This is a genomic window from Halalkalibacillus sediminis (assembly GCF_002844535.1).
Lineage (GTDB): Bacteria > Bacillota > Bacilli > Bacillales > Alkalibacillaceae > Halalkalibacillus_A > Halalkalibacillus_A sediminis.
In genome coordinates, this window is the sequence record NZ_PJNH01000002.1 from 496,762 (window position 1) to 512,104 (window position 15,343).

General features: G+C 39.6%; 15 protein-coding genes. 12 read left to right on the forward strand and 3 right to left on the reverse strand.

Annotated elements, in window-relative coordinates; genetic code table 11:
* Positions 1-48: 48 nt before the first annotated feature.
* The gene (locus CEY16_RS08600; RefSeq protein ID WP_101331579.1) at positions 49-1,503 is read right to left on the reverse strand and encodes a S8 family peptidase; all 1,455 of its coding nucleotides are present in this window, start codon (positions 1,501-1,503) and stop codon (positions 49-51) included.
* Between the two features lie 549 nt (positions 1,504-2,052).
* Between CEY16_RS08600 and CEY16_RS15040 the strand changes: the two genes are divergently transcribed.
* The gene (locus CEY16_RS15040; RefSeq protein ID WP_238378806.1) at positions 2,053-3,015 is read left to right on the forward strand and encodes a CAP domain-containing protein; all 963 of its coding nucleotides are present in this window, start codon (positions 2,053-2,055) and stop codon (positions 3,013-3,015) included.
* A gap of 151 nt (positions 3,016-3,166) precedes the next feature.
* Here CEY16_RS15040 and CEY16_RS08610 read toward each other — a convergent pair whose 3' ends face one another.
* Together CEY16_RS08610 and CEY16_RS08615 are read right to left on the reverse strand one after the other, a co-directional pair.
* A complete protein-coding gene (locus tag CEY16_RS08610; RefSeq protein WP_101331580.1) occupies positions 3,167-4,147 on the reverse strand; it encodes an LCP family protein in 981 nt (326 codons plus the stop codon).
* Between the two features lie 22 nt (positions 4,148-4,169).
* On the reverse strand, positions 4,170-4,808 hold the full coding sequence (locus CEY16_RS08615) for a YigZ family protein (protein WP_101331581.1): 639 nt from the start codon (positions 4,806-4,808) through the stop codon (positions 4,170-4,172).
* Positions 4,809-5,031: 223 nt separating this feature from the next.
* Between CEY16_RS08615 and CEY16_RS08620 the strand changes: the two genes are divergently transcribed.
* The 11 genes from CEY16_RS08620 to flgL all read left to right on the forward strand — a co-directional run bounded on the left by CEY16_RS08620 (position 5,032) and on the right by flgL (position 15,342).
* Positions 5,032-6,171 carry a sensor histidine kinase gene (locus CEY16_RS08620; RefSeq protein WP_101331582.1) on the forward strand — a complete coding sequence of 380 codons (1,140 nt, stop codon included), beginning with the start codon at positions 5,032-5,034 and terminating at the stop codon, positions 6,169-6,171.
* Between the two features lie 118 nt (positions 6,172-6,289).
* Positions 6,290-6,976, forward strand: a complete 687-nt coding sequence (locus CEY16_RS08625; protein WP_101331583.1) for a response regulator — start codon at positions 6,290-6,292, stop codon at positions 6,974-6,976.
* Positions 6,977-7,537: 561 nt separating this feature from the next.
* The gene (locus CEY16_RS08630; RefSeq protein ID WP_238378820.1) at positions 7,538-8,422 is read left to right on the forward strand and encodes a nuclease-related domain-containing protein; all 885 of its coding nucleotides are present in this window, start codon (positions 7,538-7,540) and stop codon (positions 8,420-8,422) included.
* 35 nt (positions 8,423-8,457) lie between these two features.
* On the forward strand, positions 8,458-9,303 hold the full coding sequence (locus tag CEY16_RS08635; protein ID WP_101331585.1) for a DegV family protein: 846 nt from the start codon (positions 8,458-8,460) through the stop codon (positions 9,301-9,303).
* Between the two features lie 360 nt (positions 9,304-9,663).
* Positions 9,664-10,761, forward strand: a complete 1,098-nt coding sequence (locus CEY16_RS08640) for a helicase-related protein (RefSeq protein ID WP_238378807.1) — start codon at positions 9,664-9,666, stop codon at positions 10,759-10,761.
* Positions 10,762-11,051: 290 nt separating this feature from the next.
* On the forward strand, positions 11,052-11,480 hold the full coding sequence (locus tag CEY16_RS15225) for a ComF family protein (protein WP_162297907.1): 429 nt from the start codon (positions 11,052-11,054) through the stop codon (positions 11,478-11,480).
* 75 nt (positions 11,481-11,555) lie between these two features.
* Positions 11,556-11,981, forward strand: coding sequence for a TIGR03826 family flagellar region protein (locus CEY16_RS08650; RefSeq protein ID WP_101331588.1), 426 nt, complete (start codon positions 11,556-11,558; stop codon positions 11,979-11,981).
* Between the two features lie 104 nt (positions 11,982-12,085).
* On the forward strand, positions 12,086-12,355 hold the full coding sequence (gene flgM / locus CEY16_RS08655; RefSeq protein ID WP_101331589.1) for a flagellar biosynthesis anti-sigma factor FlgM: 270 nt from the start codon (positions 12,086-12,088) through the stop codon (positions 12,353-12,355).
* 15 nt (positions 12,356-12,370) lie between these two features.
* Positions 12,371-12,868, forward strand: a complete 498-nt coding sequence (locus CEY16_RS08660) for a flagellar protein FlgN (RefSeq protein WP_101331590.1) — start codon at positions 12,371-12,373, stop codon at positions 12,866-12,868.
* 16 nt (positions 12,869-12,884) lie between these two features.
* The gene (flgK, locus tag CEY16_RS08665) at positions 12,885-14,435 is read left to right on the forward strand and encodes a flagellar hook-associated protein FlgK (RefSeq protein WP_101331591.1); all 1,551 of its coding nucleotides are present in this window, start codon (positions 12,885-12,887) and stop codon (positions 14,433-14,435) included.
* Between the two features lie 10 nt (positions 14,436-14,445).
* On the forward strand, positions 14,446-15,342 hold the full coding sequence (gene flgL, locus CEY16_RS08670) for a flagellar hook-associated protein FlgL (protein ID WP_101331592.1): 897 nt from the start codon (positions 14,446-14,448) through the stop codon (positions 15,340-15,342).
* Position 15,343: the final 1 nt, after the last annotated feature.

Genomic DNA, 15,343 nt, shown 5'->3' on the forward strand with positions numbered 1-15,343 from the left:
AAAAAGAGATGCGATTTTGACGTCGCATCTCTTTCTAATTTTTCTAGCTTACTGTAATGCGTTTACGGCGTTCAAATGGCCTGCACCGAAGTATTTCTTTTCTTCACCTGCGACACCTTCAACACCATTTTTCAATAATTGATGTTTTACTTGTGCTGGGCTAAGTTCTCCGTCATGCTGATCAATAATCATACCAACAACGGCAGAAACTTTAGGCGTAGCCATTGAAGTACCTACACTGAAGTAATATCCATCGTCTGAGCGGTTGTCAGCGCTTAAGTTGAACTCCCAGTAGTGCATTCGGTTAGCGAGGTACTCGTCTAAGCGACCTTCTGAAGCATATTGAGTGTACAGACGAGTATCACCACCGACAGTAGCTAGGTCAATAGCACCCGCGCCGTAGTTTGAGTAAATTGAAAGAATGTCTTCAGGACCAGTTGCGGAAACATTGATGACTCCTGATAAGTTAGCAGGAACCACTTCGCCAGATCCACGGAATTCGATGTCTTCAGTTCCGTAATTGTCGTTCATGAACTGAGTAACTTGGTTTTTCTTGGTAATATCAAGTGCATCATTTCCTGCTGATGTAACGATGATCGCGCCTTTGTCGTTCACATATTGAACAGCACGTTTATACGCGACGTAATCAGCTACGTCGTTACCAGCGTTCTCCATTTTACCTGTTTCAGGGTTACGTACAAAAACCTGGCCTAAAAGATCCATGCCGCCTAAGCTCATGGATAGAACGTCGTTTCCATCATCTGCTGCAGAAATCATTGCATTATAGATCCAGCCTGATTCAGCTGAGCTTGTTCCGAATACGCGGTAAGCACGTAATCCTAAGTCAGGTGCTACACCAAGCATTCCGTTTCCTGCTCCAGCGATTGAACCAGATACATGACTTCCATGTCCATGCAAGTCGACGAAATTACCCGGATCTCCAGTTTCATTTGGTTCAGTACCACGGAATCCTCCAGCTGGAACAAAGTTCTTAGATCCATCTAGAAGGTTTGGAGCCAGGTCGATATGAGTCGGGTTGATCCCAGTATCAATCACCGCTACTGATGTATCATGTGAACCTGTTGATATGTCATAGCTCGCTCCGTTTTCAGTGATACGCTGGATATCCCACTGAATTGGCCAGAAGCCAGCTTCTTCTGTATTTGCATCATTAATAATATTAGAAGCTTCTTCTTCACTTAACTCAATGCGTTCAGTTTCAGTTACATCCCATGAAAAAGATTCGTTTGCTAGTGATACTGATTTGAAACCCTTGATTTCTTTTAAATCTCCTTTTGAAGCTTTAACCTGATAGTATCCTATTTCAGGGACTTCATACACAATCTCTGCATCGGTAAGAGAAAGATCCCCTTTAAAAGCTTCAGCTTTCGCATTGTTCTTCAAGACAACCGAATAATAGTCTTCTGAAGCAGCTTGTCCAAAAGTGGTAAAAGAAAATGTTAATACAAGTAATGTGATAATTGTTGATACAATATAACGCATCCAATTCCCCCTCGATTTTTTTAAATATTCTCACAGTTATAGTTTACTACATTAGTCAATAAATTCCCTTGGGGAATGTGTACTGTTTTTCTACTAGGAAAATATGTTCAGTAAAAAATGTTGATATTAGTCGGAAGGTTATCATATAAAGGTTTAAGTGCCCGGGTAATTTGAACTGTATTAGGAATAGTTGAGCTTTATTATAAATCAATAAGTCTTATGGGTGGTACATAATAATTATTATAAATAAAAAATAATTATCGAAACTTGAATTAAAAATATTCGAAAATAGCGAGTTAATCGTGTATTTCTAATTTTATTTCTCAACCTCCAACCTATTGTAAAAGTTATTCAACTATAATAAACTATAGTTAACCTCGATCATAAAGGTTATTTAGACGCTATCTTTTTGCCACCTTCTTATTAGAAGGTGGTCTTTTTTTTTTGCCTAAAAACAATAATTGGAATAAAAGCGGTTATCTACGCCTATTGCGGTTTTCTGAACGATACTAGATACTTTTCATAATAAATGATAAGGGGCTAGTTCTCGTGAATAAAGGGATTATATATTTAATCATGATGTTTGGATTGTCGTATCTATCAACTGGTTATTCAATAGATGAATATCTAGCAAATCATACGGAAAATTTTGAATTGATAGAGGAGACTTTTGAACCAAACAGAAATCAACTGATGTATTCAGAACAATTGAGTACATACAAGTTTCCGCTGGTATCTAATAAGACATCGGATAGTGGTGAGAAACTGAAGGAGGATGCTGACACATCATCTTCTAACGAAAGTGTCCCTGAAGATGAGATAAGTAATAGAGAAACTGAAGAAAAAAATGAAAATAAACCACCTATATCCGAAGAAGAGAAAGCAAATGAAAATAAGGATGAAAGTAACTCCGATGAGCAAAAAAGTGATAAAGGTGAACCTGAGAGTAACACTGAAAAAGATCAAGCGAAAAAAGAAAACGATAACTCTGGTGAAGTAGAAGAAAGTGAAAAAGAACAAAAGAATCTTGAAGAAGAAGTAACCGAAAAAGAAAAAGTCCCTGAGGAAAAGGATATAGAAGAAGTCGAGGAAGAAGAGACACAAGAAAAGGAGACCCAATTAGAATCGAATCCAACTTTTGAAAAACAAGTCGTAACATTAGTGAATCAGGTAAGAAAAGAACACGGTCTTGACCCTCTTCAACAAAGTCAACGAGTTGGTGGAGTTGCTAGAGACAAATCTATAGATATGGCAGAGCATAATTATTTCAGTCATCAGTCCCCTAATTACGGTTCTCCATTCGATATGTTGGAGGCTTATGGGATCAGTTACCGTGCAGCAGGAGAGAATATCGCTATGGGCCAAGGAAGTCCTGAACAGGTGATGGACTCATGGATGAATAGCGAAGGGCACAGGAAGAATATTTTGAGTGAGAATTTTAACCAACTGGGAGTCGGTTTCATCAAAGAGGATGGCCAGACCTACTGGACACAAATTTTTATAAGTAATTAAGGGAGAAACTTGTTACATTACAAAAATCCGAACTATGATTCGAAATTCCAAAAAAGGAATCCGAAAAAGTTCGGGTTTTCTTTGTGTTTGATAGTAATTCAACTATAGAGGGGTGGAGTAATTAGGATTCAAAAAAGAAATTTGAATGAAATCAAATCTCTTCGCTTTCTTTATCGTTCGTTACAGTAGATGGGTTAATCTCTAAATGGTTTTGAAGTTTTTGCTTTATGTCAGTAACGCTTTCTTGGTTTAATTGGAAATAATAAACGCCATCTTTCATCAAATCAGATCCATCCAGTTGATGTTTATTAATATCTAAAGAGTTTGATGAAGATACATAATTGTGAAATTTGACCATTTCATCAAAAGTAATATTGGTCGTCATGTGATCCCCGACGGACTGAATTAACGATTTGTATTTGGTGACTGATGAAAATGATAAGGTTTTATTTATAATTGTTTGTAAAATCTTCATCTGACGTTCACCTCTATAAAGGTCGTTATCATATTTGCGTGTCCTCGCCAAGGCTAGAGCTTCTTCCCCGTTTAATACTTGCTCCCCCTCTTGTAAGTAAATCGCGTTCTTTTCATCTTCGCTGTTAAATTCGGTTAAATTGTAAGGAACATCAAAAGTAATGCCGTTCAAATTGTCAACGATTTCGACGAATGCTTTAAAATCCATTCTTACATAATAATCCACAGGAACATCCAGTAAATTTTCGACAGTGGATACGGTGTTATCGAGACCTGCTATCGCATGTGTGTGCGTGATCTTATCCTTTTCTTGTTGGTAAGTGACATCGACATAAGAATCTCTAGGGATACTCACAAGATTTATAGACGACTCCTCTTTGTTCAAAGTAGCTAAGACCAAAGCATCTGCGAGACTAGATTCATCTTTTCTGTTTTCATTGTCATCGATTCCAACAAATAGAATGGAAACATTATCAACCTCAGGGTCTATCTTTTCATCACGCTTTTCGGATACATCTCCTCGCTCCAAGGGTTCGTGTGATTCATTAACAACCCTTTCAGCTTCTTGAAAAAGATCGACAGCATAGATTGTAGCTGCGCTGAGTCCAGCTATTAAAATGGTTATGACTGAGAGTATGACTTTCTTTTTCTTGCTCATTGATCGTTCTCCCTTATAAGTTTTATAGATTTAAAGCCTTTTCGACATAGGCCTGTTTATCTGTGTTGATGACTGCTTGCCCGCTGGTGATATCAGTTATCCATGTCGTGAAGGCTTCTTGTTTAGAGATAGGGACATACATATGGAAGGCGACATTTTCTTCATATCGAATATCATCTAATATGTATTCGCTATTACGTAGTTCGTTTTCCACTTTTCCAATCAGACCATAATCCACAGTAATGATGACCTCTTGCATGAGTGAGCGTTCAACTACGCCGGTGTGTTTAATCGCTTCAGAAGTTGCATTCGAATAAGCTCGGATTAAACCACCTGCACCCAATTTCACACCGCCAAAATAACGGGTAACCACGACAGTCGTATCTTTCAGGTCCATTCTTTTCAAAACTTCTAACATCGGAACGCCTGCAGTTCCGCTAGGCTCTCCGTCGTCATGTGCTTTTTGAGTCAGGTTTTGTTCTCCAATCATGTATGCTGAACAGTTATGATTCGCATCTTTATGTTTTTTCTTGATCGATACTATAAATGCTTGCGCTTCTTCTTGGGTTTCTGTACGTTTAACATATCCGATGAAGCGAGATTTTTGAATGGTGATTTCGTGACTGCCTTCTTGCTTCACAGTTATATATTTTTCCAACATGTTCGACAAATCCTCCTAAAACTTTATTATATATTAAATGAGGTTCGTCCGGCAATTTAATTAATTGTGAACATTTGGTTGTTTCCCCACTTGAAAGAATGGGAAATAGTGCTAACATAGGGCTTTTGACAGCACTAAAAAAATTCTTATGATAAAATATATCCATAACCCCCATGAAAAAAGTCTTAGGACCGAATTGTGTGGTTATATTGGAGGTAGTTTAATGTCCGATACGAAAGTAAATGACAAATCATTAGACTCAATAATAGGCGATATGGTCAGTGTCGTTACCAATAGTAAAGAGGAAATTTTTGAATTAGGTGAAGAAACCAGAAATCAAGAAGAGGCATTACGAGAAGAAATTGACCAAATTAAAAAAGAAGTTACTCAAACTATAGAAGAAAATGACCGATTAGAAAAGAAGATGAAACTTGCTCGCAAGCGTCTGTCTGAAGTAAGTAAAAACTTTGATCAATTTACTGAACAGGAAGTTCGGAAGGTTTATAACAGCACACATGAGATTCAGACTCAGTTAATAGTTACACGGCAGAAAGAAGTACAATTGATCAAACGACGTGATGAAGTAGAAGCTCGGCTGAAGTCTTTGGGCAAAAGCATAGAACGGGCTGAAAACATCATGAGTAAAATCAATGTGATCCTGAGCTATTTACAAGAAGACTTTCGCGACGTGAACAAAACACTCACAGCAGCCAAGGAAAAACATGAATTCGGACTTCAAATCATTGATGCCCAGGAAGAAGAGCGTCGTAAGCTTTCTCGTGAAATTCATGATGGGCCAGCTCAGATGCTGGCAAACGTTTTGATTCGATCTGACATTGTCGGGAAGACTTTCCGTGAGCGCGGTGTGGATGAAGCATTGGGTGAAGTGAAGGAAGTAAAGGAAATGGTTCGAAGTGCGCTCTATGAGGTTCGCCGCATTATTTATGACTTGCGACCAATGGCACTTGATGATCTAGGTTTGATTCCTACATTGCGCAAGTATTTAGGCACAACAGAGGACTATCACGATACCAGAATCGAATTTTTACCAAAGGGTAAAGAAAAAAGATATACTCATAAATTCGAGGCTGCCGTATTCAGACTTGTGCAAGAGAGCGTCCAAAACGCTGTGAAGCACTCAGACGCCAGCTTGATCCGTGTCATATATGAAGAAACGAGTACACATTTAAACGTCCACATCATTGATAATGGAAAAGGCTTTGACACAAGTGAAAAAAAGGCAGGGTCTTTCGGTCTTGTAGGCATGCGCGAGAGAATCGAAATGCTAGAAGGCGAGATTCAAATAGAATCGAACGCCGACCAAGGAACGAAGGTTAAAATTTCCTTGCCATCCGTATATTAGTTGTTATTGGGTATATCTCAAATAAGTTCTTTGTAGTACAATTGTAAAGAAATTATAAAGTGTAAAAGTTTTAATAGAGGGTATAATTGAGTAAACCACGTTTAGGAGGGTTCTAGTAATGACTAGTATCGTTTTGATTGACGACCACAAACTATTCCGTGAAGGAATTAAACGCATATTGGAATTCGAAAAAGAATTCGATGTAGTAGCAGAAGGAAACGACGGATCCGAAGCAGTAGATTTAATAGAAGCACATTCACCAGATATCGTAATCATGGACATCAATATGCCGGACATGAACGGTGTGGAAGCGACACGCAAATTGATAGAGAAATATGAAGATTTGCGAGTAATTATCCTGTCAATCCATGACGATGAGTCATACGTTACGCATGCCTTGAAGTCAGGCGCGCTAGGTTATATGTTGAAGGAAATGGACACAGACGAGCTAGTCAACGCAATCAAAATCGTCAGCGACGGCGGATCATATGTCCACCCGAAAGTAACCCATAATTTGATCAAAGATTACCATCGTCTAGCTTCTGGAGGCGGTGCTGAACAAGCAGCGAATGGCTTCCAAAGAGTAGAGTATCGTAAACCATTGCATCTGCTGACTCGCCGTGAGTGCGAAGTCCTACAACTGATGACAGATGGAAAAAGTAATAGAGGCATTTCAGAAGTGTTGTTTATTAGTGAGAAGACAGTAAAGAACCACGTATCGAACATTTTGCAGAAAATGAACGTAAATGACCGTACCCAGGCTGTTGTAACAGCTATTAAAAACGGCTGGGTGGAAGTTGAATAGAACTTATATGTGAAAATCCCGCTTCGGCGGGATTTTTTTCGTTATAGAGGGTGGAGTTGGATGCTGAGTGAGGATTTAACTGTCTCGAGTCAGAATTTATTTGTTCTGAGTCTGCGTTTATCCCTTTTGAGTCTGCATTTACGCCTCAAGAGTCTGCGTTTATCCCTTTTAAGTCTGCATTTACGCCTCAAGAGTCTGCGTTTATCTCTTCTGAGTCTGCGATTACGCTTCACGAGTCCACAAATAATGATCTTTATGAGCGAAGAAAATTTTCAAAAAAATTTTTCAACCTTATCTTTATTTAATTATTTGAGGATATGATTCAACGGTTGCAAATTAGTCACACATATTTTAAGTATCTCTATATGAAGGAAATTCTTCATCGCTTTTCTTTTAAATTCTATTGATTATAATAGAATCATCTCGCTATTGGAGGTGCTCAACATACTCATAAAAGACCACGAAAAACCTCATCGCCTGCTTCAATCTCTGGTGATGCTCCAACGTATGGAGTTGAACGAAAGGGAGTTCGATGAGGTCAATCGAATCATGAGAACAGAGATGTCCGGATACAAAGGGGAACTTAAACTCGATTATCCTCTGAGTCGTGTCCATTTTCCCAACCACATTCTCCACAGCATTAGACTCAGAAATCATGGAAGCCCATTTCAAATGGACAGTTTATTATTGACTCCAAGGTTTCTACTAATTATCGAAGCAAAAAATACTCCTGGAAAAATCTACTTTTCCACTCAGAATGATAAAATGGAGCGAGAGCTAGATGGCGAAATCTCCAAGTATGACAATCCAGTCACTCAGGTAGAAGAACAAAAATATCAACTCGAGCATTGGTGCTCTAACAGGAACCTTCCACCCATCCCGATAGAACACCTCGTAGTATTCACGAACAAAAATGTAGACCTTCAATTGAATGACTTCCCTTCCCGTGACAGGGGTGTCGAACTATTTTCATTGAACAAGAAAATTCGTGAACTCTCCTCACAATATTCCCACTCTCTTACCTCGATGCATGGCTTAAAATCAATAGGACATCAAATTGCCCATTCCCATAGTCCAAAAAAAGTAGACTTAATCAAAGAGCTCGGCCTATCTAAAAATGAAATCAAAAAAGGTGTCATATGTCCCTCATGCAACTATTTACACATGTATTATCAAAAAAGAAAATGGTCATGCCCAAGGTGTTCCTATCGATCTGCCTCTGCATATATCGAAACATTAAAAGACTATTATATACTTGAATCAGATAAGATTAATACCTCTACATTCCAAAAAATCACTAAGCTAACAGCACGTCACCACGCCTACTATTATTTGAACAAGTTAAACCTTTCTGTAATTGGGGGAGGTAGATCACAAAAATACAAACTGGAGTTTAAAGGTGAGGACTTCAATTATTTGATAGCCCCCTCCCATTCACTTCCTTAATATAGTAAAATAACTATCAAAGGGAGGTTAGAGATATGAAGACAGCCGTAGTCACGGATAGTACAGCCTACATATCTGAGTTCGAGCTTGAGCGATTCAAGATCCACGTGGTGCCGCTTAGCGTGAATTTCAGTGATGGGACATACCGTGAACAATTGGACATCACCACCAAAGAATTTTATGAAAAGGTGAAGTCAGAACAAGATCTACCAAAAACGTCGCAACCATCAATCGGAGATGTGACGGATAAATATGAGGAACTCGCTGAAAATTATGACGCAATTATATCTATTCATTTATCCAGTGGTATCAGCGGGACTTATCAAGCGGCCGTTTCAGCCGGAGACATGGTTGAAAACGTCGATGTCTATACATTTGATTCTGAAATCAGCTGTAAACCGCAAGGATATTACGCGATTGAAGCGGCAAAACTTGCTCAAGAAGGTGTAGCCCCTGAGGAAATCATCGAGAGACTCAACCAAATGAAAGACGACATGCGCGCGTATTTCATGGTAGATGATTTGAGTCATCTTGCACGTGGCGGCAGACTTTCTGGGGCATCAGCAATGGTGGGTAGCCTGCTCCAAGTAAAGCCACTTCTACACTTTGAAGATAAGAAGATCGTACCTTTCGAGAAAATACGTACGAGCAAGAAAGCGTTCAAACGCATGGAGCAGCTATTGAGCGAAACAGCGGAAGAAGCTGACAAAGTACAAGCAGTAATCATCCATGCTGAACGTGAACAAATCGCTAATGACTGGAAACAAGATCTCGAGTCGCGATTAGATAACGTCGATTTCGAAATCAGTTATTTCGGTCCCGTCATCGGAACGCATTTAGGTGAGGGTGGCATCGGCCTCGCATGGTATAAGGTCAAGTAATTTTTATGAAAAGATTTGGCTGCACCCATCAAGCATAATTTTAAAATTTATAATAGTGGAGCAGATGTGTTTGGCCATCTGCTTCCAAAAATGAAAGGTGATTGTTATATGGAAGGAACGCTCACTGCAGGGTTCCTGCAACACCTGTCTCAGCTTTACTCCGGAAGACTTTTGCTCCGACAAGAATACGATTTAACCCCTATAATCTTCAAACAGCTACTCCAAGAAAGATACCTCAGAGAAACTCCAGGAATAATCTACAAGTTTGGCTTCCCTCAATGTCAGCGATGTCTCAATATACAATCTAAATATTTTGGAAGACTGCCTGATCGGTCAATCTATTGCCGGAAATGTATTCAAATGGGTAGAGTGAGTGAAAAAGAACCTTTATTTGAGTGGATTAGTGATGTTCCTGCTATGACAAATGTTGAACAACCGTGTCAGTGGGAAGGTGAACTTACCTTGCTACAAGAAAAAGCTTCCCTAGCAATCGCCGAAACGATCCGAAAGAATGAACAACTTTTGATCGAAGCTGTTTGTGGAGCAGGGAAAACCGAAATGCTTTATGCGGGAATCGATTTTGCAATCAGGGAAGGTAAGCGAGTTTGTATAGCAACTCCGCGGTCAGATGTCGTCCGAGAATTAGCTCCACGATTAAGAAGAGATTTCCCCCGAATTAAAGCAGCCGCTTTGTACGGAGGTTCAACCGAAAAAGATCAACAAGCACATTTGGTCATTGCAACTACTCACCAACTTTTAAGGTACAAAAATTCATTCGATGTTGTGATTATAGACGAAGTCGATGCATTTCCATTCCACCACGATAAAATGTTACCGAAAGCAGTAGGTAGAGCAGTCAAAGATAACCATGCAAAAATCTACCTGACAGCTACCCCTAGGCTGGATATGAAACTTGCTTCATTGACAAGAAAAATCCCAACTGTTTCAATCCCTCAACGATTTCATGGCCACCCGTTACCTGTACCTCAGTTCAAACAAATATTCCGACTGAACAAACATTTAGATGAACAAAGCTTGCACCCGAAAATCAAAGAATGGATGAAAGCTAGGGGCGATAGACGTTACCTATTGTTCGCGTCAACTGTCGCTATGGCTAAGAAACTATCAGATGAATTAGGCGACGTGCCTTATGTCCATTCCGAAAGCCCCAACCGGAAAGGGCTCATCCAAAAATTTCGTAATAAAGAAATGCAGGCCTTAATCACCACCACGATTTTAGAAAGAGGGGTGACTTTCCCTTCAATTGATGTTGCTGTTATTCAAGCTGATCATAAAGTATTCGACGAAGCTGCCCTCGTCCAAATTGCAGGACGTGCTGGAAGAAGTGCGAATGATCCAACGGGGGATGTCACTTTCTTTTTCGAAGCGAAAACACATGCAATTGTCCAGGCGAGAAAGTATACATTAAATAAAAATCGAGAAGCGGGTTTAATGTGAGTCGATAAAATAACTCATTAGTTAGGAGTGTGCCTGTGCATTGTCATTTATGTATGGAAGATGTGATTCAAGAGTTTACCTGGAAGGACCTTTTCCAAGTGAATTACCTTTATTTGTGTAAATCATGCGAAGGTCAGTTTGAAAAATTAGATGTTTTCAAGTTGAGGTGTGAAAAGTGCTCTCGCCCGCTAGAACAAGGGGGTATATGCCGAGACTGTCATGAATGGGAAAATAGATTCGGAAAAGACCCTTTAGATAGGAATTTGTCCATTTTTACTTACAATGAGTTTATGAAGGAACAAATTGCGATATATAAGTACCGAGGAGATTACGAGATTGTCTTTTCATGGCAAGAGGAACTAAGGAGAGTATATCTAAAACATTATAAAAAAGATAAGTTCACCCTTATTCCAATCCCTTTATCCGAGGAAAGGCAATTTGAAAGGGGGTTTAACCAAGCTGAAGGAATTGCTAGATGCATAGGAACGAACATCAATCAGAGTCTTGTTCGAACTCAACATACTGAAAAGCAATCGAAACGGAAAAAGAGGCAACGGATGGAAGCCACGAACCCTTTCCTGATAAATGGAGAAGTCCCAAAGCGCGCATTGATTATTGATGACATTTACACGACTGGAACGACGATTCGTCAGGCCGCACAGTGTTTAAGAGAAGCGGGTGCTGAAGAAGTAGAGTCCCTGACATTGATTCGTAGCTAGTTTTTCGCTCCAAACCCTTTGTAATCGAAAACTTCTGCCGATATAATATATAAAAAGGAAGTCGAGGGGATCATCATGGGTGAACTGGCGAATTGTCCGGAATGTGGGACATTGTTTGTCAAAGGTGCACAGACCGTTTGTCGCGATTGTTATTTAGAAGAGGAAGATAAGTTTCAGCGAGTTTACGAGTTTTTGCGTAAAAAGAAAAATAGAACAGCGACATTGAATGAAGTTTCAGAGAAAACAGAAGTGGAAGAGAAGCTAATATTAAAATTCATGAAACAAAAGCGTATTCATGCTTCTTCTTTCCCAAATTTAATGTACGATTGTGAACGTTGCGGGAATAAAATATATGAAGGAAAGCTATGCAAAAACTGCATAGGCGAAATTCAGCAAGACTTAGACACAGAAGATCAAGGCCAGACGATTGCAGAAAAAGAGAAAAGTGATACGACTGGTGCTTATATAAATGTGAACAAAGAGAACCGCTGGAGTAGATAGAGGGAGAAAAGAACTAATTTTCGGCTCAATATTAAAGAAGCGTAAATATTTGCCGATATAATACATGAATAAAAAGCTCGTTCGAACGAAGGGGTGAACAAAAAATGAAAATTAATCCATTGAAAAACACGACTTTTAATCCTTATCAAAAACAAATACAAAAATCAGAAGACATAAAAACTAACGTTCAGCAACCAGATAAATTAGAAATTTCTTCTCAAGCGAAAGAACTTCAAAAAGGTAATGAAATTGAAAAAGCCCGCCAGGAGAAGGTAGAAGACTTAAAACAACAAGTTCAGGACGGTAAATACAACGTAGATTCACAGAAGACGGCGGAGAAAATGGTTGATTTCTGGTCTAACCGCCGCATGTAAAGGAGGCTTTAACCTTTGAGTGTTCAAGCCATTATCGAAAAACTAGAGAAAATCTATCAACTACATGAAAGTCTTTTAAAGTTATCAAAGGAAAAAACAGAGCAGATCAAATTGAATGAGATTGAATCTTTCAATCAGATACTGATGACGGAACGTAAGCATGTTCAGGCAATTGAACAGCTCGAGGCAAAGCGGGTCGAGGAGACACAAGCTTGGTTCCAACAAAACGCTCCAGATGTTCGAGAGCAGACAATTAACTCGCTTATTGGACAGTTAGAAGACTCCGACGAAAAAAATAAGTTAGAAAAACTATATGGCGATTTCATCATATTGCTAGCTGACTTGAAGCAGCAAGAAAAGCTCAATCATGATTTGACTCAGCAGTCACTTCAATTTGTACAGCTATCTTTAGAGATGATCCAGCCAAAATATCAATCAGATTTGAATTATAAGAAACCGACCAAGAGTCAGGGTCAACGTGGAAATACATCCGCGTTCGATTCGAGAGCATAGCGAGAGGAGCATTTGCATGACGTCTACATTTCATGGTTTAGAAGTCGCACGCCGGGCGTTGTTCACACAACAGTCCGCACTACATACGACAGGTCACAACATTTCCAATGCGAATACGGAAGGTTACTCAAGACAACGAGTCAACTTCGAAGCAACGAGCCCTTTCCCGACACCTGGACGAAATCGTCCCGAAATGCCAGGTCAACTAGGAACAGGTGTAACTGCGGCAGATATTGAACGTGTTCGTGATGAATTTTTAGACTATCAGTATCGTACAGAGAACACGAAGTCAGGGTACTGGACAGAACGTTCAAGTGCATTGAGCAGAATGGAAAATATCATGAATGAACCGAGTGAAAGTGGACTAGGCGAGGCGATGAACCAGTTCTGGAACTCCATTCAGGACGTGGCGACGAACCCGGAAGATGGCGGTGCTCGTAAGGTCATGCAACAACGCGGAGTTGCTCTTGCAGACACGATGAATTACTTACATAATTCTCTTTCTGATGTTCAAGGTGAACTGAAGAACCAAATGGATACAGGCGCTAAAGAGGTTAATGCCCTTCTAACACAAATCGGTGATCTGAACGCTCAAATTGCTCGTGTAGAACCGAATGGATACCTACCGAACGATTTATATGATAAGCGTGATCAACTAGTCGATCAGCTATCTGAGTTTGTAAATGTTGATGTTTCTTATGAATCGAACGGGGGACACTCTAAGAGCAGTGCGATGGGACAAGCCGTTATCACTTTAGTTGATAATAATGGCAATGACATGACTACAGGTGGTAATCCTGTAGAGCTAATTAACGGAGATAATGAATTAAAAGGTTTTTCTTTTGAATATTCTGATGAAAATGTATCAGGAGTGAGTGTTGGTGACTTGAATGACGGTGAAGTTACGAACACAGACACGATAGCCGCAGCAGACTTCACTTCAACAGGAGCATTGCAAGGATTAATGCATGCGAATGGTTATGTAGATGAAAATGGTGACATCAAAGGTGACTATGCAGACATGATTAGTGACCTGAATACATTGGCTTACGAATTTGCGACGGAATTCAATAATATTCACCAATCAGGTTATGACCTTAATGGAGATGCAGGAGTCGCATTTTTTGACACTACAGGTCTCGACGCAACGAATGCAGCGGCGAACTTGGATCTCACCGATTCACTGAAAAATAATGAGAACTTGATTGCAGCTTCAAACGAGCCAGGCGGCGTCGCTGGTAATGGCGAGAATGCCTTAGATTTAGCGAATATAAAAGATTACTCTTCAGGCAATTTAGATGGGAATTCAGTCAGTAAATTTTATGAAGGGATGATTGGTGAGCTAGGTGTTAAAGCTCAAGAAGCTAATCGCCTTGTCAACAATAGCGAAGGTTTGAAACAATCAGTCGAAAACAGTCGTCAATCTGTAAGTGGTGTTTCTTTAGATGAGGAAATGTCGAATATGATCAAGTTCCAACATGCTTATAATGCAGCTGCACGTAATATGACAGCTGTCGATGAAATGTTAGACCGAATCATTAATCAAATGGGAATCGTCGGAAGGTAGGTGACAATTGATGCGCGTAACACAAGGAATGTTAAACAATAACATGCTTCGTAACGTAAGCCAAAGCTATAACCAAATGGATAAGTACATGGATCAACTGTCAACAGGGAAAAAGATCAACCGTCCTTCTGATGATCCGGTGGTTGCCATGCGAGGAGTCAGCCATCGTGAAAGCCTGGCTAAGGTTGAACAGTTTGAACGAAATATTTCTGAGGTCAATAGCTGGATGGATAACTCTGATGCGACGATGAATGAAGCAGGAAATGCTCTGCATAAAGTGCGTGAACTAGTTATCCAAGCTAGTAACGACACTTATGAAGAAAGCCAAAGAGAAAACATTAGTAAAGAAGTCTCTCAACTTCGTGATCATCTAAAAGAGTTAGCTAATACTAAAGTGAATAATAAATATATTTTTAACGGGTCTAACACTACTGAACCTCGTTTTAATGAAGATGGCACATTGAATGTACCTAATCCGGGAGATGCTCCTAATAATCAACCTGTGAATATTGAAGTATCTGAAGGTGTTAGACTTCAGGCAAACGTTAACCCAAATGAAGTATTCAGTCAAGATATGTTCGATGATTTAGATGATTTGGTTGCAAAACTTGAAGATGAAAATGCAACACCAAAAGAATTAGATTCATTTATTTCAGATATGGATCAACATAGCCAAAACTTAGTTAATGAACGCGCGGACCTTGGCGCTCGGATGAATCGAGTGGAAATGGTCGAAGATCGCCTCGGTCAACAAAATGTCTCTGTATCAAAATTGATGTCTGATAACGAAGATGCAGATATAGAAGAAGTAATCATGAACTTGAAAATGCAAGAGAGTGTCCACCGAGCATCATTAGGTGCTGGAGCCAGAATTATGCAACCATCGTTATTGGACTTTTTAAGATAAA

Bases quoted from the DNA above. Each gene is read 5' to 3' on its own strand.
- CEY16_RS08640 (WP_238378807.1), top strand. From the start codon at position 9,664: ATGGGTAGAGTGAGTGAAAAAGAACCTTTATTTGAGTGGATTAGTGAT.
- CEY16_RS08615 (WP_101331581.1), bottom strand. From the start codon at position 4,808: ATGTTGGAAAAATATATAACTGTGAAGCAAGAAGGCAGTCACGAAATC.
- CEY16_RS08650 (WP_101331588.1), top strand. From the start codon at position 11,556: ATGGGTGAACTGGCGAATTGTCCGGAATGTGGGACATTGTTTGTCAAA.
- CEY16_RS15225 (WP_162297907.1), top strand. From the start codon at position 11,052: ATGAAGGAACAAATTGCGATATATAAGTACCGAGGAGATTACGAGATT.
- CEY16_RS08635 (WP_101331585.1), top strand. From the start codon at position 8,458: ATGAAGACAGCCGTAGTCACGGATAGTACAGCCTACATATCTGAGTTC.
- flgM (WP_101331589.1), top strand. From the start codon at position 12,086: ATGAAAATTAATCCATTGAAAAACACGACTTTTAATCCTTATCAAAAA.
- flgK (WP_101331591.1), top strand. From the start codon at position 12,885: ATGACGTCTACATTTCATGGTTTAGAAGTCGCACGCCGGGCGTTGTTC.
- CEY16_RS08630 (WP_238378820.1), top strand. From the start codon at position 7,538: ATGTCCGGATACAAAGGGGAACTTAAACTCGATTATCCTCTGAGTCGT.
- CEY16_RS08620 (WP_101331582.1), top strand. From the start codon at position 5,032: ATGTCCGATACGAAAGTAAATGACAAATCATTAGACTCAATAATAGGC.
- CEY16_RS08610 (WP_101331580.1), bottom strand. From the start codon at position 4,147: ATGAGCAAGAAAAAGAAAGTCATACTCTCAGTCATAACCATTTTAATA.
- CEY16_RS08600 (WP_101331579.1), bottom strand. From the start codon at position 1,503: ATGCGTTATATTGTATCAACAATTATCACATTACTTGTATTAACATTT.
- flgL (WP_101331592.1), top strand. From the start codon at position 14,446: ATGCGCGTAACACAAGGAATGTTAAACAATAACATGCTTCGTAACGTA.
- CEY16_RS08625 (WP_101331583.1), top strand. From the start codon at position 6,290: ATGACTAGTATCGTTTTGATTGACGACCACAAACTATTCCGTGAAGGA.